Annotated in this window: 20 protein-coding genes and 1 tRNA gene; 6 read left to right on the plus strand and 15 right to left on the minus strand. The window is 68.5% G+C overall.

Annotated features, from left to right (window positions below):
- Nucleotides 1-4 precede the first annotated feature (4 nt).
- A complete protein-coding gene (locus tag ICN82_RS00405) occupies nucleotides 5-307 on the minus strand; it encodes a hypothetical protein (RefSeq protein ID WP_193178843.1) in 303 nt (100 codons plus the stop codon).
- 188 nt (nucleotides 308-495) lie between these two features.
- Here ICN82_RS00405 and ICN82_RS00410 point away from each other — a divergent pair, with 188 nt between their 5' ends.
- Together ICN82_RS00410 and tspO are read left to right on the plus strand one after the other, a co-directional pair.
- The gene (locus ICN82_RS00410) at nucleotides 496-1,230 is read left to right on the plus strand and encodes an NYN domain-containing protein (RefSeq protein WP_193178844.1); all 735 of its coding nucleotides are present in this window, start codon (nucleotides 496-498) and stop codon (nucleotides 1,228-1,230) included.
- A 77-nt stretch (nucleotides 1,231-1,307) separates the two neighbouring features.
- Nucleotides 1,308-1,781 (plus strand): tryptophan-rich sensory protein TspO, encoded by a 474-nt coding sequence (tspO, locus tag ICN82_RS00415; RefSeq protein WP_193178845.1) that lies wholly within the window; start codon nucleotides 1,308-1,310, stop codon nucleotides 1,779-1,781.
- A gap of 9 nt (nucleotides 1,782-1,790) precedes the next feature.
- On the opposite strand, the gene ICN82_RS00420 is transcribed toward tspO, so the two are convergent.
- Entirely contained in the window at nucleotides 1,791-2,597 is an 807-nt protein-coding gene (locus ICN82_RS00420) for an LOG family protein (RefSeq protein WP_193178846.1), read from the minus strand.
- Nucleotides 2,598-2,689: 92 nt separating this feature from the next.
- Here ICN82_RS00420 and dapD point away from each other — a divergent pair, with 92 nt between their 5' ends.
- Complete coding sequence (gene dapD, locus ICN82_RS00425) at nucleotides 2,690-3,517, plus strand: 2,3,4,5-tetrahydropyridine-2,6-dicarboxylate N-succinyltransferase (protein ID WP_193178847.1); 828 nt, start codon at nucleotides 2,690-2,692, stop codon at nucleotides 3,515-3,517.
- Nucleotides 3,518-3,840: 323 nt separating this feature from the next.
- On the opposite strand, the gene ICN82_RS00430 is transcribed toward dapD, so the two are convergent.
- From ICN82_RS00430 to ccrA, 8 genes are all read right to left on the minus strand, one after another.
- Nucleotides 3,841-3,915, minus strand: a tRNA-Gln gene (locus tag ICN82_RS00430).
- A gap of 103 nt (nucleotides 3,916-4,018) precedes the next feature.
- A complete protein-coding gene (gene kdsA, locus ICN82_RS00435; protein ID WP_193178848.1) occupies nucleotides 4,019-4,852 on the minus strand; it encodes a 3-deoxy-8-phosphooctulonate synthase in 834 nt (277 codons plus the stop codon).
- A 99-nt stretch (nucleotides 4,853-4,951) separates the two neighbouring features.
- Nucleotides 4,952-6,211, minus strand: a complete 1,260-nt coding sequence (locus ICN82_RS00440) for a Na+/H+ antiporter NhaA (protein WP_193178849.1) — start codon at nucleotides 6,209-6,211, stop codon at nucleotides 4,952-4,954.
- 83 nt (nucleotides 6,212-6,294) lie between these two features.
- On the minus strand, nucleotides 6,295-7,653 hold the full coding sequence (locus ICN82_RS00445) for an FAD-binding oxidoreductase (protein WP_193178850.1): 1,359 nt from the start codon (nucleotides 7,651-7,653) through the stop codon (nucleotides 6,295-6,297).
- A 74-nt stretch (nucleotides 7,654-7,727) separates the two neighbouring features.
- Nucleotides 7,728-9,083 (minus strand): LLM class flavin-dependent oxidoreductase, encoded by a 1,356-nt coding sequence (locus ICN82_RS00450; protein ID WP_193178851.1) that lies wholly within the window; start codon nucleotides 9,081-9,083, stop codon nucleotides 7,728-7,730.
- 99 nt (nucleotides 9,084-9,182) lie between these two features.
- Nucleotides 9,183-10,745 (minus strand): ATP-dependent DNA helicase, encoded by a 1,563-nt coding sequence (locus tag ICN82_RS00455; RefSeq protein WP_193178852.1) that lies wholly within the window; start codon nucleotides 10,743-10,745, stop codon nucleotides 9,183-9,185.
- A gap of 477 nt (nucleotides 10,746-11,222) precedes the next feature.
- Nucleotides 11,223-11,435, minus strand: coding sequence for a hypothetical protein (locus tag ICN82_RS00460; RefSeq protein ID WP_193178853.1), 213 nt, complete (start codon nucleotides 11,433-11,435; stop codon nucleotides 11,223-11,225).
- Nucleotides 11,436-11,677: 242 nt separating this feature from the next.
- Complete coding sequence (gene ccrA, locus ICN82_RS00465) at nucleotides 11,678-12,970, minus strand: crotonyl-CoA carboxylase/reductase (RefSeq protein ID WP_193178854.1); 1,293 nt, start codon at nucleotides 12,968-12,970, stop codon at nucleotides 11,678-11,680.
- Between the two features lie 316 nt (nucleotides 12,971-13,286).
- Here ccrA and ICN82_RS00470 point away from each other — a divergent pair, with 316 nt between their 5' ends.
- Nucleotides 13,287-15,263: a protein meaA gene (locus tag ICN82_RS00470; RefSeq protein WP_193178855.1), complete on the plus strand. Its 1,977-nt coding sequence runs from the start codon at nucleotides 13,287-13,289 to the stop codon at nucleotides 15,261-15,263.
- A 9-nt stretch (nucleotides 15,264-15,272) separates the two neighbouring features.
- On the opposite strand, the gene ICN82_RS00475 is transcribed toward ICN82_RS00470, so the two are convergent.
- A complete protein-coding gene (locus tag ICN82_RS00475; protein ID WP_193178856.1) occupies nucleotides 15,273-15,656 on the minus strand; it encodes an ester cyclase in 384 nt (127 codons plus the stop codon).
- 149 nt (nucleotides 15,657-15,805) lie between these two features.
- On the opposite strand from ICN82_RS00475, the gene deoD reads away from it, so the two are divergent.
- Nucleotides 15,806-16,510, plus strand: a complete 705-nt coding sequence (gene deoD, locus ICN82_RS00480; protein WP_193178857.1) for a purine-nucleoside phosphorylase — start codon at nucleotides 15,806-15,808, stop codon at nucleotides 16,508-16,510.
- Between the two features lie 13 nt (nucleotides 16,511-16,523).
- Nucleotides 16,524-17,507, plus strand: a complete 984-nt coding sequence (locus ICN82_RS00485; RefSeq protein WP_193178858.1) for an aldo/keto reductase — start codon at nucleotides 16,524-16,526, stop codon at nucleotides 17,505-17,507.
- Between the two features lie 64 nt (nucleotides 17,508-17,571).
- Here the strand turns inward: ICN82_RS00485 and ICN82_RS00490 are convergent, their stop codons facing one another.
- From ICN82_RS00490 to ICN82_RS00505, 4 genes are all read right to left on the minus strand, one after another.
- On the minus strand, nucleotides 17,572-17,721 hold the full coding sequence (locus ICN82_RS00490; RefSeq protein WP_193178859.1) for a hypothetical protein: 150 nt from the start codon (nucleotides 17,719-17,721) through the stop codon (nucleotides 17,572-17,574).
- A gap of 182 nt (nucleotides 17,722-17,903) precedes the next feature.
- Complete coding sequence (locus ICN82_RS00495; protein ID WP_193178860.1) at nucleotides 17,904-19,229, minus strand: esterase-like activity of phytase family protein; 1,326 nt, start codon at nucleotides 19,227-19,229, stop codon at nucleotides 17,904-17,906.
- 108 nt (nucleotides 19,230-19,337) lie between these two features.
- Nucleotides 19,338-19,553: a hypothetical protein gene (locus ICN82_RS00500; protein WP_193178861.1), complete on the minus strand. Its 216-nt coding sequence runs from the start codon at nucleotides 19,551-19,553 to the stop codon at nucleotides 19,338-19,340.
- Between the two features lie 50 nt (nucleotides 19,554-19,603).
- Nucleotides 19,604-20,296 carry a hypothetical protein gene (locus ICN82_RS00505; RefSeq protein ID WP_193178862.1) on the minus strand — a complete coding sequence of 231 codons (693 nt, stop codon included), beginning with the start codon at nucleotides 20,294-20,296 and terminating at the stop codon, nucleotides 19,604-19,606.
- Nucleotides 20,297-20,298: the final 2 nt, after the last annotated feature.

The raw sequence follows: 20,298 nt of genomic DNA on the forward strand, positions 1-20,298 counted from the left end.
GCCGTCAGCTGCAGATGATGCGGCCCACGGTCTCGCCGTCGGTGCTGGTCACGGTCAGGCGGTGCGGATCGAAATCCTTGGTGACGGATTGGTCGGGGCCGAGATAGCGGCGGGGCCCGGGATGGGGCAGCTGCAGCGCCGGTTCCAGCGGTCCGCCCACCAGATCCTGATAGGCCGCAGCGCCGCAATCCTCAGCATTGATCGCCGCGGCGGAGGCGGAGCTCCCGGCAGGCGAGCTGGGTCCGGCCGGGTCGCAGGCGGCGAGGGCAAGGCAGGCGGCGGGCAGAAGGATGAGGCAGGGGCGCATGTGAAACTCCGGATCGACCGGGTCGAAAATGCCGCCCCTCCGGCAGAACCGCAAGCGGCCGCGGCGCGCCCCCGCCCCGCTGTGGCCGCGCCGCAGCAGCGCGGGGCGACGCTGCGGGTGGTCAGCGCCCCTGCAAGGGGCTAGCTAGGGGCGAAGACGCCCGTCACGCGCCCGGAAGGATGACCAGGATGCCCGAAGACCGACCCAAGCTGCTTGCCGTTCTGATCGATGCCGACAATGTGCCCGCCGGCTATGCCGAGGCGATCTTCGAGGAGATCGCCTCGCTGGGCGAGGCATCGGTGCGGCGCATCTACGGCGATTTCGCCCGCGAGGGGCTGAAGACCTGGGCCAAGAAGCTGGCGCGGCTGGCCATCGTGCCGATCCATTCGCCCTCCAACACCCGCGGCAAGAACTCCTCGGACATCTCGCTGGTGATCGACGCGATGGACATCCTGCACCAGGGCCGGTTCGACGGCTTCGTCCTGGTCTCGTCGGACAGCGATTTCACCCGCCTGGCCAGCCGCGTGCGCGAACAGGGGCTCGATGTCTACGGCATGGGCGAACAGAAGACCCCCGAAGCCTTCCGGATGGCCTGCAAGCGATTCATCTACGTGGAGAACCTGGGCGACGAGGGGGCCGAGACCCAGCTGCCGGCAGAACCGGGCGAATCCGCGCCGGAACCCAAGCGCAAGCTGGCGCCGGTGGATGCGCGCGCGCTGGTGCTGCGGGCGATGGAGGCGATCGACCAGGATGACGAATGGTATTCGCTGGGCCAGATCGGGCAGCACATCACCGCCGCCAATCCCGATTTCGACCCGCGCACCTATGGCAAGAAGAAGCTGACCGAACTGATCGCGGAGATGCCGATCCTGGAACTGCGCCGCGGCGCGGGCAACCAGTGGGAGGCGCGGCGGCTGGACTGAGCCGCCGCCCGCGCTGGCCACCCGCGCCCGCGCCGCTATCTCTGCGAAGACCGCAACAGCAACGGATCGCCGCCGTCATGGACTGGACGCTTCTCGCCGCCTATCTCGCCCCCGCCGCAGCCGCCGCCGCGACCGGCATCCTGTTCAAGCCGGGCAACTGGTACGCCCATCTGGCCAAGCCGCGCTGGACGCCGCCGAACTGGATGTTCCCGACGGTCTGGACGCTGCTCTACGTGCTGATGGCGGTGGCGGCGGCGCGGGTGGCAAGCCTTGGCGGCGCGCCGCTGGCGCTGGCCCTGTGGTCGCTGCAGATCACGCTCAACGCGATCTGGTCGCCGGTCTTCTTCGGCCTGCACCACATGCGCGCGGGGCTGGTCATCATCGCGCTGCTGTGGCTCGCCGTGGCGGCCACGCTGATCGGGTTCTGGCAGGCCGATCCGCTGGCCGGGGCGCTGATGGTCCCCTATCTCGCCTGGGTCAGCGTCGCCGCCGCGCTGAACCGCGCGGTGATCGCGCTCAATCCCGGGCAATCGGCCTGGCGGCTGGGCTGAGCGCGCGGCTCAGCCCTCCAGCACGATCCGCGCCGCCTCCTCGCCGGTCTCGACGAAACGGAACAGGTCGAGGTCGTCGGCGCCGATCGTGCCCGCGGCCTCCAGCGCCTCCCAGTTGATGATCGAGCGCCAGAATTCCTCGCCGAACAGCAGGATCGGCACCGGCGCCATGCGCTGGGTCTGGATCAGCGTCATCGCCTCGAACAGCTCGTCCAGCGTGCCGAACCCGCCCGGAAAGACGGTGATCGCCTTGGCGCGCATCAGGAAATGCATCTTGCGGATGGCGAAGTAATGGAAATTGAAGGACAGCTCCGGCGTCACATAGGCGTTGGGCGTGGCCTCGAAGGGCAGCACGATGTTCAGCCCGATCGACTTGCCGCCCGCCTCGTGGGCGCCCAGGTTGCCCGCCTCCATCACGCCGGGCCCGCCGCCGGTGACGATCACGTTCTCCGTGCCGCCGGATTTCATGCTTTCCAGCGTCATGCGCCGGGCGAAATCGCGTGCCTCGTCGTAGAAATGGCTGAGCGCGCCAAGCGCCGGAGTGCGCGCCCTGTCCCGGTCCGCGGGCGCAGGGATGCGGGCGCCGCCGAACATCACCACGGTCGAGGTGATCCCCGCCTCGTCCATCAGCATCTGCGGCTTCAGCAGCTCCAGCTGCAGCCGCACCGGGCGCAGCTCCTCGCGCATCAGGAAATCGGAATCGTCGAAGGCCAGCCGGTAGGTCGGAGACAGCGTCTGCGGCGTCTCCTCCTCGATCATGCTGCGGCGCAGATCCTCGCGGGCGTCGGGGAAGGGATGAGCCTTGGGACCTGTCATCTTGGCGTCTTTCATATGGATTGCACCCTCCGACCCATAGCCGTATAGCCCGGGGAACCGCGATGCCAGAAGAAACCGCTCGGAGAGGCCCCATGTCACACGCAGATCTGGAAACCGCCATCGAGGCCGCCTGGGAGGCCCGGGACACGATCACCCCCGAAACCAAGGGCGCGACCCGCGACGCCATCGAGACGACGCTCGACGCGCTGGATTCCGGCCGGATCCGCGTGGCGGAGAAGCAGGACGACAACTCCTGGCATGTCAACCAGTGGGCCAAGAAGGCCGTTCTCCTGGGCTTCCGCCTGAAGGACATGGAAAAGCACTCGGGCGGCCCGCAGGGCGGCGACTGGTGGGACAAGGTCGACAGCAAATTCGCCGACTGGAAGAAGAAGGACTGGAAAGAGGCCGGGTTCCGCGCCGTGCCGAACTGCGTCGTGCGCAAATCGGCCTATATCGCGCCGGGCGTCGTGCTGATGCCGTCCTTCGTCAATCTCGGCGCCTATGTCGATAGCGGCACCATGGTGGACACCTGGGCGACCGTGGGATCCTGCGCGCAGATCGGCAAGAACGTGCACCTCTCGGGCGGCGTCGGCATCGGCGGCGTGCTGGAGCCGATGCAGGCGGGCCCGACCATCATCGAGGACAACTGCTTCATCGGGGCGCGCTCCGAGGTGGTCGAGGGCGTGATCGTCCGCGAAGGCTCGGTTCTGGGCATGGGCGTGTTCCTGGGGCAGTCCACGAAGATCGTCGATCGCGAGACCGGCGAGGTCAGCTATGGCGAGGTCCCCGCGGGCTCCGTCGTGGTGGCGGGCACCCTGCCCTCGAAGAACGGCGTCAACCTCTACTGCGCGGTGATCGTCAAGCGCGTGGACGAGAAGACCCGCTCCAAGACCTCGATCAACGAGCTGCTGCGCGACTGATCCGCGCCGCCTTTCGCGCCGGGACACCGGCGGCACGGGCTTCCCTGCGGGGAGGCCCGTTTTCGCTTGCGCCCCCGCCGCGGAGGCGCCGGATCGGCGGCATCCCCTCCCTGCAGGGCGCGCACCCGGCGACGGGCCATCCGCACCGCCGCCCCCGCGCCCGTCATGCCCGGGGCCGCGAACGGCATGCTCCGGCCGATGCCGGCCCGGACCCGCAAGGCAGGCCGGCGAAGGCGATGCCGATCCTGCGCCGCGCGGAAACCCGCTGCGCATCGCGCGACCGCCGATCGGCCGGTCTTCTCTTCTTAGCGAAAAAAGGAAAGTGGCTGGGGTGGTAGGATTCGAACCTACGGTACACGGTACCAAAAACCGCTGCCTTACCGCTTGGCTACACCCCAACAGTGGAGGCGGATTTACTGGGTCGGGCCGGGGGGCGCAAGGGGCGAAACGCATTTTTTTCGCGGAAACCGCCCCCGTCGCCCCCTGCCCTCGCGTCAGCGGTCAGACCCGCAGCGGATCGGCCTTGGCGAGGTCGTCGAAGGCCTTGAGCGACGCGACCAGCGCCGCCATCCGGTCCAGCGGGATCATGTTCGGACCATCCGAGGGCGCGGTATCGGGCGCCTCGTGGGTCTCGATGAAGACCGCCGCGATGCCCAGGCTGACAGCCGCGCGCGCCATCACCGGGGCGAATTCGCGCTGCCCGCCGGAGGAGCCGCCCTGCCCGCCGGGCTGCTGCACCGAATGGGTGGCATCCATCACCACCGGATAGCCGGTCTTCATCATGGTCGGCAGGCTGCGCATGTCGGCGACCAGGGTGTTGTACCCGAAGGAGGCGCCGCGTTCGGTCAGCAGGATCCGCTCATTGCCGGTGCTCTCCACCTTGGAGATGACGTTGGGCATGTCCCAGGGCGCCAGGAACTGGCCCTTCTTGATGTTGACCACCGCGCCGGTCTCGCCCGCGGCCAGCAGCAGGTCGGTCTGGCGGCACAGGAAGGCGGGGATCTGGATGATGTCGACCTGCTTGGCCGCCTGCTCGCACTGTTCCTCGTTGTGGATGTCGGTCAGGGTCGGACAGCCGATGCGCTCGCGCACTTCCGACATGATGTCCAGGCCGGCCTCCAGCCCCAGGCCGCGGCGGCCCTTCAGAGAGGTGCGGTTGGCCTTGTCGTAGGAGGCCTTGAAGACATAGCCCACGCCCGCCTCGGCGCAGGCCGCGGCCATGGACTCGGCGATCATCAGCGCGTGATCGAGGGATTCCAGCTGGCAGGGCCCGGCGATGACGGTCAGCGGCGCGTCATTGCCGATGGCCAGGTTTCCGACGGATATGGTTTTCATCAGCTTCTTACCTGTTCCTTCAGGGCGGGGACGGAATGTGAGTGCCCCCGCTAGATACCAGCAATTGCCGCGAAGGCCACGGCTGTCCTTGCCCGTGGCTCAATCGCGGCGGCGCACCCGCGTCACCCGCCCCGCGACGATGGCGAGGATCGCGGCGGCAAAGCTCAGCAGCGCCCCCATCTTGGCGGCATCCTGCACCTCGCCGCCCTCGAAGGCGACCGTGGCGATGAACAGCGACACGGTGAAGCCGATCGCCGAGACGCAGCCGATCACCGCCAGGTCGACGATGCGCATCCCCTCGGGCAGGCCCAGCCCCAGCGGCCGCGCCGCCAGCCAGCCGAAAAGCGTGACCCCCAGCGGCTTGCCGATCACCAGCCCCAGGAAGACCAGCAGCGTCGCCGGGCCGACGGCGTTGAACTCCACCCCGGCATTGACCAGTCCGAAGAAGAACAGCACGACCTCGACCGGGTATTTCAGCGCGTGTTCCAGCGCGTTGAGCTGGTCGTGCAGGTGGCACTCGGCATCCGCGAAGAACCCGAAGGCGCGGTCGGCATGCGGGATCGCGGGGATCACCGGCAGAAGTCCCAGCGCCGGATGCAGCCCGGCCTGCTGGAACCCGTACCAGCTCAGGCAGCCGGCCACCGCATAGGGCCAGAAGCCCAGCTTCAGCCGCACCCAGGTCGAATGCACCCGCAGCTGGTCGCCGCGATCCATCCGCCGGGGCAATTCGTTGAACAGGAGGAAAACCGCGGCAGCCGCGGCGATCGACAGCAGCAGCCATTCCGGCGCCAGCTCGCCCGAGGGGTAGAACACCGCCAGGATGATCAGCCCCGCCGCGTCATCGGCGATGGCCAGGAGCAGCAGGAAGCGTACCGCAGGGTGTCCCGCGCCGAAGACGATGCGTCCGACCAGGTAGGAAAAGGCGATGTCGGTGGCGGTGGGAATGGCCCAGCCGTGCGCGACCGCGTCATAGGTTTCCGATCCCATCACGGCGGCCAGGCCCAGATAGACCATGACAGGCCCCGCCATGCCGCCGGCGGTGGCGAAAAGCGGCGTCGCCGCCTTCTTGCCGCGCAGCGATCCGTCCTTGAGGATCACCGCCTCCCAGACCTCCTTGGCGGCGATGGCGAAGAACAGCGCCATCAGCACGTCATTGACGAGATAATGCAGCGTCAGCGTGCGGTGGACATGCCCCTCGGCATCCTCATGCGGATGGCCGATGAAGAAATCCCCGGCGATGACGTATTCGACGAAGTCGTGATAGCTGTGCGGATGGATGTTCACCCAGACCAGCGCGATCAGCGCGCCGCCGATCAGTAGCAGCGAATACTCGCTGATGAAGTCCCAGACCCGGTACATTGTGGTCTCCCGCCTGTGCGCGGATGAATCCTAGGGGGCGGAGGCGGGGTCGGCAAGCGGCGAGCATGCCGCCCCCTGCCCGCTCACGGGTCGAGGATCTTGCCGGGATTGAGGATGCCCTGCGGGTCCAGCGCGGCCTTGATGCGGCGCATCACGCCGAGGGCCGGGCCGTGCTCGGCCTGCATATAGGCCTTCTTTCCCAGGCCGACCCCATGTTCGCCGGTGGCGGTGCCGCCGGCCTCCAGCGCCATGGCGATCAGCCGGGCATGCAGCCCGCTCACGACCTGCTGTTCCTGCGGTCCGTCGAACAGCATCACCAGGTGGAAGTTGCCGTCGCCCACATGGCCGTGCAGCGGCGCGACGATCCCCGCGGCGGCGATCTCCGCCTGGATGGCGGCAATCACCCGCGGCAGCGCCGAGACCGGCACGCAGACATCCGTGGACAGGCTGAGCGCCCCGGGACGCAGCGCCCGCGCGGCATAAAGCGCGGAATGGCGCAGCTTCCACAGGGCGGTGGCCGCCTCGGGCGTTGCGCAGGGCACGGCCGCGGCGCCATGGCCCTCGGCCAGATCCCCGAAGATCTCCAGATCGCTTGCGACCTGGTCCGGGCTGCCGGCCATCTCGATCATCAGCGTCGCGGTCTCGGGATGGGCGGTGCCGTTATAGGCGTTGATCGCCTGCATCTGCAGCCCGTCGAGCAGCTCGATCCGGTTCAGGGCCAGCCCGCATTGCAGGGCCTCGACCACGGTTTCGGTGGCCGCGCCGATATCGGCGAAACTGTAGAGCCCGGCGGCCGTCTGCTCGGGAATGCCCGCCAGGCGCAGCGTGACCTCGGTGATGATCCCCAGCGTGCCCTCGGCCCCGGTGAACAGCCCCGTCAGGTCGTAGCCCGAGGAGGATTTGCGCGCCCGCCCGCCGGTGCGGATCACCTCGCCATCGGCGAGGACCACCGTCAGGCCCAGGATGCGGTCGCGCATCGTGCCATGGCGGACGGTCATCGTGCCCGAGGCCCGCGTCGAGGCCAGCCCTCCCATCGTGGCATGCGTGCCCACGTCGATCGGCAGGAACAGCCCCGTGTCGCGCAGATGCGCGTTGAGCTGCTGGCGGGTGCAGCCGGCCTCGACCGTGGCATCCATGTCGGGGGCCGAGACGCGCAGGATGCCGGTCATCCGCGTCAGATCCAGCGACAGCCCGCCCGCCACCGCCTGGGTCTGGCCCTCGATCGACGATCCGTGGCCGAAGGCGGTAACCGGGAAGCGATGCGCATGGCAGACCGCCAGGGCGGCCGAGACCTCTGCGGTGCTCTCGGCGAAGAACACCGCCTCGGGCGGGGCGGCGGGATGCCAGCTGTCGCCGGCCCCGTGCTGGTCGCGGATCGCGCGTCCGGTCTCGATCCGGCCGGGAAAGCGGGCGGCAAGGGCGGCGATCGCGGGATGGGACATCGGCAGGCTCCGGCAGCAGGAGGCGCCGGGTCAGGCCCGGCGCGGGACGGTGTACAGCGGCAGCGGCGGAAAGGCTACTCCGCCGCCCGGCGGGCCGCGGCGTAGCGGTTGACCGGCCAGGACAGCCCCAGATTGCCGCGCAACGTATCCGCCTCGTATTCGGTCCGGAAGAGCCCGCGGCGCTGCAGCTCGGGCACCACCAGGCGGGTGAAGTCCCGCAGCGAGGCCGGGAGCGTCGGGCACATCAGGATGAAGCCGTCCGCGGCCTCCGCCTCGAACCATTCCTGCATGAAATCGGCAACCTCCAGATAGCTGCCGGTCAGCCCGTTGCCGGTATGCTGGCGCGCGTAATGCGTCACCAGCTCGCGCAGCGTATGGCCCTGTTCGACGAATTCCTTCACCTCCTGGAACATCGCGACCGAGCCCTTGGCCTTCCGGGGCATGCGCTCCATCGGGAAGGGGGCGTCCAGATCGGCCCCGTGCAGGTCGGTTTCCAGGAATTCCTGCAGCATCAGCAGCCCCACCTCGGGATGCATCAGATCGACCATCTCCTGCGCGCGGGCCTCGGCCTCGGCGCGGGTCTCGCCGGTATTGATGACGATGCCCGGCATGATCTTCAGGTCGTTCGGATCGCGGCCGTATCTGGCCATCCGCCCCTTCACGTCCTTGTAGAAGGCGGCGTTCTTGTCGATGTTCGAGGCCAGCGAGAACACGATCTCGGCGGTGCGCGCGGCCAGTTCGCGGCCCCTCTCGGATCCGCCGGCCTGGGCGATGACCGGGCGGCCCTGCGGCGTGCGGGCGATGTTCAGGGGGCCGCGCACCTGGAAATGGTCGCCCGCATGATCCAGCTGATGCAGCTTCCCGGGGTCGTGATACATGCCGCTGGCCCGGTCGAGCAGCAGCGCGTCATCCTCCCAGCTGTCCCACAGGCCGAAGACCACGTCGAGGAATTCCTCGCCGCGCGCATAGCGGTCCGCATGCGGGTCCAGACCCTGGCGGTTGTAGTTGTAGCCGGTCTCGTCATGATCCGAGGTGACGACGTTCCAGCAGATCCGCCCCTTCGAGATATGGTCGGCCGAGGCATAGAGCCGGGCGATGTTGTAGGGTTCGTAATAGCTGGTGGAGGCGGTGGCGACGAAGCCCAGCTTCTGGGTCACCATCGAGAGCGCGGTGATCGCGGTGATCGGCTCGAAACGGTTCATCTTGGTGGGCTGCCGGGCCAGCGCCTCGGGATGGCCCACCGCCGCGGCGGGACTGTCGGCGAAGAACATGAAATCGAGCTTGGCCGCCTCGGAGATCCGCGCCACCTCGGCCAGATGCGAGATGTCGTTGGCGCCGTTGACATCCGAGTCGGGGTGCAGCCAGGCCGCCGGATGGAAGCCGAAGGTATAGACGAAAGTGCCGAGGTGAAGCCTGTCGCTGCGTGCCATCGGGGATCTCCTGCGCGGCCGGGGAAGCAATCGGCACCGAGTATGCCGCGCCGGGCCGCGCGGACAAGCCGTGCCGCGCTGCAATCCGGTTCAGTTTTTCTAAAGCATGCTCTGCTGGGCGGGCTCTTCCTCGGCGGCGGTGGCCGGGGACAGCGCCATCGGCGGCGGCGGCGCCTTCAGGTCGGCGATGGACAGCCCGTCCTTCGGCTTGGCCAGCCGGTAGCGCGTGACCCAATGAAGCCGGTCCTCGGCGCGGGTGATGGCAACATAGGCCAGGCGTTTCCACAGGGGCAGCCCCGCCTCGCTGCGCCCGGCCCGCGCCGCGGCATAGATATCGGGCGAGAAGACCTGCACCTCGGGCCATTGCGAGCCCTGCGCCTTGTGGATCGTCACCGCCGCCCCGTGCAGGAAACTGGCCCCCATCCGCGCGGCGGAGGCGATCAGCGGCTCGTCTTCCTCGGGCTGTTCGATCTTGATGATCGAGGCGGCCGAGACCTGCGGATCGGGCGCACCCAGGACATGCAGCCGGGCAAAGCCGGGCTTCTGCCCCTGCCCCAGGAAGATCACCTGCGCCCCCTTGATCAGGCCCCGCGCCTCGAGGTCCAGGCGCTTCTTGCGGTGCTTCAGCGGCAATTCGATCCCGTCGCAGATCAGCGGTTCGCCGGGCAAAAGCCCCGCCTCGGGCACGCCATGGGCGCCGCGGAAGGCGGTGATCAGCCGGACGCGGGTATTGTTGCGCCAGCACAGCACCGGCGAACGGGCCATCAGGTCGCAATCGACGCGCTCGGCCACCACGACGCGGTCGTCGCGCCGCGCCGCCTGTTCGATCATCCGCTCGAATTCGTCGAATCCCAGATCGGGCTCGCCCAGCGCATGCGCGAGATCGAGGATCGGGCTGTCGCCCTCCTGGCGGTGGATGCGGCTGAGCGTGACGCGGGCAGGCGCGGGCAGCCGGTCGAAGACCATCTCGCCCGACAGGCCCACCGGGGCCAGCTGCGCGGGATCGCCGAACAGAACCAGGGTCGGGAAGATTTCCTTGAGATCCTCGAACTGGCGTTCATCCAGCATGGAGCTTTCGTCGACGAAACCGATATCCAGCGGGTCCTCGCGGCGTTTCCAGCCCGAGATGAAGTCCGAACCGCGCAATCCCACCGCCGCCATCGCCCCGGGGATGGACTGATGCAGGTCGAAGAAGGCCTTGGCCCGGTCCAGCGCCTCGGGCGTGATGCCTTCCAGCTCGGGCTTGGTCCGGCTCTGCCCGGCCAGCCATTCGGCGATCTGTTCGTATTCGGGGTTGTAGACCGGGGTATACAGGATGCGGTGGATCGTGGTGGCGGGCACGCCGCGCAGCCGCAGGACCGAAGCCGCCTTGTTCGTCGGGGCCAGGATCGCCAGGGTGCGGCGGTCCTTGCTGCGCTTGGGCTCGTAATCGCCGCTGACGATATCGACGCCGCTTTCCTTGAGCTTCCGGTAGATCTGCGACAGCAGCAGGGTCTTGCCCGACCCGGCCTTGCCCAGCACCGCGATGGCGGTGGTTTCATCGGTCGGCAGGCCCGCCTGCCCGGCCTCCAGGTCGATGCCCGCGCCGTCGAGCGCGGCGGCGACATGGGCAAGGGCGGCTTCCTGATCGGAAGAGAGCGTCGGGGAGGGGGTCGGCTGCATGGCCGGACCCTATCCGCGGCGTCGCGGATTTTCCAGCAGCTTCGAAGCGCGGCCCGCGCGGGAGGGTCCGCCGGAAGGGCCCGGCGGGCGGGCTGCCGGGATCGGGAGGAAACCAGCCGCCCCTGCGCATCGGCTTGCGGCCGGATCCCGCCCCGGCACCTGCGCATCCGTGCGGGGGAGGAGGGCAGGAAAGCCGCCGGCAGGGGTTGCCGACATAGCGGCGTGCGGCACAGGCGCGGCATCGCCCCGGGAACCGGACGGCGCCTCCCGGGGCACCGCGCCCCGTCGGCCGCCCGCGTCATCCCGCAGCCCGGATGGCGTCCGAAACAGAAGGGCGCAGGGGACGCGCCGCAGCACGCCCGGCCCCGCCCTCCGGTCCTGCCCGTCCTGCGCAGCCGCGGCGCAGGACGCCCGGAGCCGGGCGGTTCCGGCGAACCGCCGCCATCGGCGGGACGGGTCGCGAGGGATCGCCGCGGTTCAGCCGGGCGATCTTCCGCCCGCGACCTGGCGATCGGATGCGCAGCCGCGGCGTCGCGACCCGGATCCGGCATCGCGCCCCCAATGCGCCGCGAGTTCCCCGGCGGCGACCATCAGGCTGTCATCCAGATGCTCGGCCAGCGCGAACATGCCGTTCTGCTGGGCAAAGCTTTTCAGGTCCGCCAGGACGTCCAGCATCCAGTCTTGCTGCATTTGAGAATTCCCGTTGAGTGGTTGAGAGCCTACGAACACGATCCTGTCACGACACTGTCCCGGCCCCGGCATCGACGGAACCGCCCTGTCCGATCCGGCAGGGCGGTCCCCCGCCTGCCCCGGGGCGGCCGGGCCACCCGGGACGATGACGGCCGGTCCGGCAGGCCATCGCCACCTCCGGTCTCGCATGGCCGGGTTAACAAGCCGCAAAGGCGGATCCGTCGGCAGGACCGGCCGGTTCCTCAGCCCTGGCGGCGCGCCTCCAGCGCATCCTCCAGCGTGCGCAGCCCGGTGCGGGGCGCCTGCACCAGCACCGACATGTTGCCCGGCTTGTGCTCGTTTCGGTACATCTTCATATGCGCGCCGGGGATCTCTTCCCAGGGGAAGACCTCGGACATGACCGGATCGAGGCGGCGCTCGATCATCAGCTTGTTCGCCGCTGCCGCCTGTTTCAGATGGGCGAAATGCGACCCCTGGAGGCGTTTCTGATGCATCCACATGTAGCGCACGTCGAAGGTGCAGTTGAACCCCGTCGTGCCCGCGCAGATCACCACCATGCCGCCCTTCTTGCACACGAATGTGGAGACCGGGAAGGTCTGCTCGCCGGGATGCTCGAAGACGATATCGACATTGTTGCCCTTGCCGGTGATGTCCCAGATCGCCTTGCCGAACTTGCGCACCTCGTTGAACCAGGTCTTGTATTCCGGCGTATTGACCACCGGAAGCTGCCCCCAGCAATCGAAGTCGCGCCGGTTCAGCACGCCCTTGGCCCCCAGCGCCATCACGAAATCGCGCTTGTCCTCGTCCGAGATCACCGCGATCGCATTCGCCCCGGCCGTGTTGATCAGCTGGATCGCATAGGATCCCAGCCCCCCCGACGCGCCCCAGACCAGCACGTTCATCCCCGGCTTCAGTTCGTGCGGCTCGTGGCCGAACAGCATCCGGTAGGCCGTGGCGAGGGTCAGGGTGTAGCAGGCCGATTCCTCCCAGGTCAGGTGCCTGGGCCGGTGCATCAGCTGCTGGGCCTGCACGCGGGTGAATTGCGCGAAGGACCCGTCCGGCGTCTCGTAGCCCCAGATCCGCTGGGTCGGCGAGAACATGGGATCGCCGCCATTGCATTCCTCGTCATCGCCATCGTCCTGGTTGCAGTGGATCACGACCTCGTCGCCGACCTTCCAGCGGTTGACCTTGTCGCCCACCGCCCAGACGATGCCCGAAGCGTCGGACCCCGCGATGTGATAGGGCGCGCCATGCCCGTCGAAGGGCGAGATCGGGACGCCAAGTCCGGCCCAGATGCCGTTGTAATTCACCCCCGCGGCCATCACCAGCACCAGCACCTCGTGGCTGTCCAGCACCGGGACATCGACCACTTCCACCTGGAAGGACGTGTCGGGCGTGCCATGCCGCTCGCGACGGATCGCCCAGGCATACATCTGCCGGGGCACGTAGCCCATCGGGGGCATCTCGCCGATCTCGTAGAGGTCCTTCTCGGGCGCTTCATACGCCGCAGTCGCCGTATTGGTGTCGAGAGCCATCAGAGCCTCCTTGATCGGACAGTCGCGCCGCGGTGCGGAAAACCGGGCTGATCGCTGTGTACCGACCGACGCGCAACTAAGCAATCATAATGTTATCTTTTTTGAAATTTTATATCCCCGTCGCGGGCCGCACGGAAAGGATCGGGCCCCGCCGCGCACCATCCCTCAGGGAGACGCGTGCAGGGAAGATCGCCCCCGGAGGGCCGCAGCCCGCGACCCTCCCGGCACCGCCGCGACGCAGCAAGTTGACGGAGATATTTTATTCCGTATATGAATTTCCCAGCGCACGATTATTGCAAACCGATTGCGAGGCCCCATGACCGACGCGCAGAATGACCGGAAAGACCCGCCCTGGCTGTTCCGCACCTATGCCGGGCATTCGACGGCCCGGGCCTCGAACGCGCTCTACCGCACCAACCTGGCCAAGGGACAGACCGGCCTGTCGGTGGCCTTCGACCTGCCCACCCAGACCGGCTATGACAGCGATCACGAACTGGCGCGCGGCGAGGTGGGCAAGGTGGGCGTGCCGGTGGCGCATCTGGGCGACATGCGCGCGCTGTTCGACGGCATCCCGCTGGACCGGATGAACACCTCGATGACGATCAATGCCACCGCGCCCTGGCTGCTCGCGCTCTATGTGGCGGTCGCCGGGGAACAGGGCGCGGATGTCGCGGCGCTTCAGGGCACGGTGCAGAACGACCTGATCAAGGAATACCTGTCGCGCGGCACCTATGTCTGTCCGCCGAAACCCTCGATCGGGATGATCACCGACGTGGCGGCCTATTGCTATCGCCACATCCCGAAATGGAACCCGATGAACGTGTGTTCCTATCACCTGCAGGAGGCGGGGGCGACGCCGGAACAGGAACTGGCCTTCGCGCTGGCCACGGCCTGCGCCGTGCTGGACGACGTGCGCGCCAAGGTGCCCGAGGCGGATTTCCCGCAGGTGGTCGGGCGGATCAGCTTCTTCGTCAATGCGGGCATCCGCTTCGTGACCGAGATGTGCAAGATGCGCGCCTTCACCGAGCTGTGGGACGATCTGTGCGCGGAACGCTACGGCGTGACCGATCCGACCTATCGCCGGTTCCGCTACGGGGTGCAGGTCAATTCGCTGGGCCTGACCGAACAGCAGCCCGAGAACAACATCCACCGCATCCTGATCGAGATGCTGGCCGTGACCCTGTCGAAACGCGCCCGCGCCCGCGCCGTGCAGCTGCCGGCCTGGAACGAGGCGCTCGGCCTGCCGCGGCCCTGGGACCAGCAATGGTCGCTGAGGATGCAGCAGATCATGGCCTACGAGACCGACCTGCTGGAATATGGCGACCTGTTCGACGGCAACCCGGCGGTGGAGGCGAAGGTCGGCGCGCTGAAGCACGGGGCGCGCGCGGAGCTGGCCAATATCGACGCGATGGGCGGCGCCATCGCCGCGATCGACTACATGAAGGGGCGGCTGGTCGAATCCAACGCCGCGCGGATCGGCCGGATCGAGACCGGCGAAACCGTGGTGGTGGGCGTCAACCGCTGGACCGACGCGGCCGACTCGCCGCTGCTGGGAGAGGATGGCGGCATCATGACCGTCGATCCGGCCGTGGAGGCCGAGCAGATCGCCCGGCTGCAGGAGTGGCGGGCCGGGCGCGACCCCGGGGCGGTGCGCACCGCGCTGGAAGGACTGCGCCGCGCGGCGGAACGCGGCGACAACATCATGCCGCCCTCCATCGCCGCGGCGAAGGCGGGGGTGACCACCGGCGAATGGGCGGGGGTGATGCGGGCGGTGCACGGGCAGTATCGCGGCCCGACCGGGGTGGCGGCGGCCGTGTCGAACCGCACCGAGGGGCTGGAGGAGATCCGCGCCGCGGTCGATGCCGCCTCCGACCGGCTGGGACGGCGGCTGCGTTTCCTGATGGGCAAACCGGGGCTGGACGGGCATTCCAACGGCGCCGAGCAGATCGTGTTCCGCGCGCGCGATTGCGGGATGGAGATCGACTATGCCGGGATCCGCCTGACCCCGGCAGAGATCGTCGCCGCCGCCCGGGCCGAGGCGCCGCATGTCATCGGCCTGTCGATCCTCTCGGGCAGCCACCTGCCGCTGGTGCGCGAGGTGATGGACCGCCTGCCCGACGCCGGGCTGGCGCATATCCCCGTGCTGGTCGGCGGGATCATTCCCGAGGAGGATGCCGCCCGGCTGCGCGCGATGGGCGTCGCGCGGGTCTATACGCCGAAGGATTTCGAGCTGAACCGCATCATGGCCGATATCGTGGCGCTGGCCCGGCCGGAACCGGCGCCGGCGCAATAGCCCCCGGCGCTAGAGCTGCGCGGCGATGGCCGCCTTGTCGATCACCGACCAGACCTCGCGGATCAGCCCGTCGCGCGTCTCGTAGAACACGTTTTCGGCAAAGCGGACCCGCCGCCCGTCGACCGCAATCCCGAAAAGCCGGCCCGCGGGGTGGCAGTCGAATTCCAGCCGCGCGGCGATGACCGGCGGCTCGCAGACCAGCTGCACGACGGCGAAGCGCAGATCCGGGATGGCGCGGAAATCCGCCTCCAGCATCGCGCGATAGCCCGCCAGCCCCAGATCGCGGCCGTCATGGCGCACATCCGGGCCGACGAACTGCCCCAGCCGCGCCCAGTCCTGACGGTTCAGGCAGTCGATATATCCACTGTAGAGGGCGCGCATCGCGTCCTGCATCCTGCCTGTCTCCCCGCCTCTGCCCCGCCGAGCCTGCACAGGCCGTCGCGGCGCGTCCACCCCCTGCGCGGTTGCGCCGCCGCGCGGCGGGGGGCAGTGTGGCGCCAGGACGGCCCGCCGCCGGGCCGGAACGAAGCAAGGAGCCCCCCATGACCATCCATATCGGCGCCAAGCCCGGCGACATCGCCGAGACCGTCCTGATGCCCGGCGATCCGCTGCGGGCGAAATGGGCGGCCGAGACCTTCCTCGACGATCCGGTCTGCGTCAACGAGGTGCGCGGCATGCTGGGCTTCACCGGCACATGGCGCGGCAACCGCGTGACCATCCAGGGATCGGGCATGGGCATGCCGTCGCTGTCGATCTATGCCAATGAACTGATCCGCGACTACGGGGCGAAGACGCTGATCCGCATCGGCTCCTGCGGCGCGATGCAGGAAAAGGTAGCGCTGCGCGACATCGTCATCGGCATGAGCTGCACCAGCATGTCCACCCCGTCCCGGGGCTTCTTCCGGGAACTGAACTTCGCCCCCTGCGCCGATTACGGCCTGCTGGCCGCCGCCGTCGCCGCGGCCGGGGCGAAGGGCACGCCGACCCATTGCGGCAACATCTACTCGGCCGATGTCTTCTATGACGAACGCCCCGACCTGAACGAGCAGATGACCCGCCACGGCGTCCTGGCCGTCGAGATGGAGGCGGCCGAGCTTTATACCGTCGCCGCGCGCTTCGGCTGTCGCGCGCTTGCCATCCTGACGGTCAGCGATCACCTGCTGCGCGGCGAGGCCCTGCCCTCCGCCGACCGGCAGTCGAGCTTTGGCGACATGGTCGAGATCGCGCTCGAATCCGCATTCACGTAAGGGGTACCATCGCATGAAGACACGCAAGCTGGGGGCCAACGGCCCCGAGGTCGGGGCGATCGGACTGGGCTGCATGAGCTTTGCCGGCTTTTTCGGCGCCGCCGATGACGAGGTGTCGCTGGCCTGTCTCGATGCCGCCGTCGAGGCCGGGATCGACTTCTGGGACACGTCCAACATCTATGGCATGGGCCGGTCGGAACGGGTAATCGGGCGCTACCTGGCCGAGCGGAAGCCCAAGGTCGTGCTGGCCACCAAGGTCGGCATCGTCCCCGGCCCGCCGCGCCGGTTCGACAATGCCGAGGATCACATCCGCGCCGAGCTGGAGGGGTCGCTGACCCGGCTGGGCCGCTCGAAGGTGGAGCTGTACTATATCCACCGCCGCGAGGCGGAGCGCCCTGTCGAGGAGGTCGCCGAGACCATGGGCAAGCTGATCCAGGAAGGGCTGATCGATGGCTGGGGCCTCAGCGAAATCGCCCCCGCCACGCTGCGCCGCGCCCATGCGACCGTGCCGGTGACGGCGGTGCAGAACGAGTATTCGCTGTGGAGCCGCCAGCCCGAACTGGGCATGATCCGCGCCTGCCGCGACCTCGGCGTGGCCTTCGTGCCCTTCTCGCCGCTGGCGCGCGGGATGCTGGGCGAGACCTCGGTCGATCCCGCGAGGATGGAGGCGACTGACTGGCGCGCCACCAGTCCGCGTTTCGTGGCGCCCAATTACGGCTATAACCTCGCCGCGATCGACGGGTTCCGCGACTTCTGCCGCAGCCGCGGCTGGAGCGTGTCCGCGGCCGCGCTGGCCTGGGTGCTGGAGAAGGGCGACCACCTGATCCCGATCCCCGGCACGCGCACGGCCGCGCATCTGCAGGAATGGCTGGGGGCCGACGAGATCGTCTTCACCGATGCGGACCGGGCCGAGATCGACCGGCTGCTGCCGCCGGGCTTCGCCCATGGCGACCGCTATGGCGATGCGCAGACGATCGGGGTCGAACGCTATTGCTGAGATCCCGTCAGGCGGGACGGAACGCGGCGGGCCGCATCAGGCCCGCGCGCAGCCGCGGAACCGCTCAGGCGGCTTCGGAATACTCGACCAGCGCATCGTCCGCCTCGGCGGCGGCGGCGGCGGTGTCCTGCGGCACGAAATAGGACAGCGCATCCTCGTAGATGGCGACGGCTTCGTCTGCGTCGAACTGGCGGGTCTGGGCAATTGCGGTCATGGAACCTCTCCGGGGCTGGGATGGACAACCTCCCGTTGCCAGACATCTAGGCCCTCGGGGCGCCGATGACCTCCCCCAAGATTGCAAGATCGCCATGCATATGCCGCAGCGCAGCAGAAACCTGGTTTCGCTTGTGAAACAGGGCGAATGGGCGGCCCCCGGCGGGACCGCCCGGCGATGGCTCATTCCGTGCCGGCCTTCAGGAACTCGGCCACGTCCAGCAGCACCAGCTCGTTATCGTCGCGCGCGACCAGGTCGCGGCCCTTCGAGAAGGGGAAGTTGTTGTCATTGCCGACGATGATATGGCTGTCATCGACGATATCGACATTCTCGATGGTCACGAAGGGCATCGTATAGACGCCGTCCTTGCCGCCCTGGCGCGCGACGCCCTCGGGATCGCGGATGTCCAGCAGGTCGATATGGCCCAGTTTCCTCACCGGCTGGCCATCCTCGATCCCCGCCATGTCGATCAGGTAGACGCGCTTGAACAGGGCGGGTTTCTCGAAGCAATCCGCGCTCTCGCCCTCGGCGCAGGCCAGAGCGGCATCGCCCTGGCCGTTGTCGCGCTCGATCACCAGGCCGCGGGTCTCGTCGATCATGTTGAAATCGCCGATCGCATGGCCGTCCGCCTCCAGCGGGTAGAGGAAGGACCGCCCCGTCCAGCCGCGCGCGGCCACGTCGAATTCGACGATGCGCAGCGCCTCGGTGCCGTCGACCGTCTCGTAGCTGCCGCTCTCGGCATCCCAGACCGGGCCTTCCAGCAGGCCGTAGATCATCGACCCGTCCGGCGCCGCGGCGAATCCCTCGAACCCCTTGGAGCGGTTCAGGTTGGCCCCCGCATCGGGCTTGTCGGGATTGCCCGCGACCAGCGCGGGATTGTCGGGCGAGCGGATGGTCACGCCATTGACGGTGGTCTCGAAGATCTCCTCGACCACGCCGGTTTCCGCATCCGCGACGATCACGAAGGGGCCGAATTCCTCGCCGATGAAGATCTTGCCGTCGATCACCTGGAATCCCTCCAGGTCCAGGTCCGAGCCGGTCAGGTAACGGGTCTCGGTGCCTTCCATGGCGATCGGGTACCAGATCACCCGGTCGGGATCCGACAGGAAGGTGGTCTTCTCGACCGCGACCTCGCCGGTGTCCCAGTCGGGCCGGACGACATGGAAGAACAGCATCGTGTCGGGCGAGGTCTTCTTCGAGCCGAAGCCATTGTCGGTCAGCACGTAGTAGCTGCCATCGCCGATCGCCTGGATGCCGGAGAAGCCCTGGACGGGCTGACCCGCGAAGGGCAGTTCCGCGCCATCGGTCGGCGCGGCGGTCAGGCGCGGCAGCGACGTGTATTTGCCCGAGACCTGCAGCGCGGCGGGCGCATCTTCGGGCGCCGGGATCAGCGTCTGCGCGGGCAGGATCGCATGGCCTTCGAGGATCGCCGGAAAGGCATCGTCATCGGCCAGGGCGGGAACGGCGAGAAACAGGGTCGCAAGCGCGGTGAGGGCGGTGCGGGTCATCGTGAACTCCTTGGGACGCCGCGCGAACGGGCGCGGCCGGCGTCCGCCAGCTAGCGCCGCGATGCGACACTGCCCTGACAGGAGCTTGAAGCCTTTGCGACAGCGACCTCAGCCGCGCCCGCCCGGCATCAGGCAGTGCTCCGGCGCGGTGCCGTCGCGGCGGCGCGTCTCGGCCCCGCAATTCATGCAGATGAAATAGCGCCCCTCCGCGCTGTCGAGGGTGCGGTTCTCGCGCCAGCGGCAATCCTTCACCGCGCGGCGCGACCGGAAGGTCACGGCCATCCAGGCCAGCACGCCGATCAGAAGAAGAAGGAAGATGAACATCGCAAATCCGGCAAGTCAGCTCCGGCGCCCCCGGCACCGGGATGTCCCGCTCAGGTAAGGCGCTGGCGCAGCTCGTCAACGAAGTCCCGCGATGTCGGCCGTTCCGGTGCCGCCTCGGGGGCAGCTGCGGCGGGGGCCATCACGACGGGCGCCCGCGAGACCGCCTTTTCGGCGGTCTCGGCCGTGCGCCGGATGCTTTCCGATCCGAATTGCAGCATCGCCTGCTTGAACTCGGTGATCTGCGCATCCTTTTCCTTGGACCCGCGCGAACTGCCGAATTCGAAGGCGAAGGCATCGGACAGCATCTTCAGCAGCGCGCCCGCGATCGTGGTGATCAGCGCCAGCGCCCCGGTTTCCGTGATCCGGCCGGTGGCCACGGCGACCAGGCAGGCCAGGAGACCCAGGGTCACCCCGCCCAGCATCCAGTTGCCGCGCGCCGATCCCCGCGCCTCCTGGCTGCGCCGCGCGCTGGCGCGGTCCTCGATCTCGGCCTTGTATTCCTCGTATTCGATCTGCGCGAGACTCAGCTGAAGCTGTTCGGCCGCCAGGCTGTCCCCGGCCAGCCGCTCCATGATCTCCTCGGTGCCGGCGGATTTCGGCAGGCCCAGAAGGCCGGTGGCCAGGTCGACGACCTTCTCGGCCGTCGCCTCGCCCTTTTCGCCGAAAAGCCGCCCGGTCAGCTGCGGTAGATAGCGCTTGGCGATGGAAAAGGCGGTCCAGATGACCGGAGCGGGAAGCGCCATGG

The organism is Mangrovicoccus algicola, assembly GCF_014903745.1.
In the GTDB taxonomy this organism is placed as follows: Bacteria; Pseudomonadota; Alphaproteobacteria; order Rhodobacterales; family Rhodobacteraceae; genus Mangrovicoccus; species Mangrovicoccus algicola.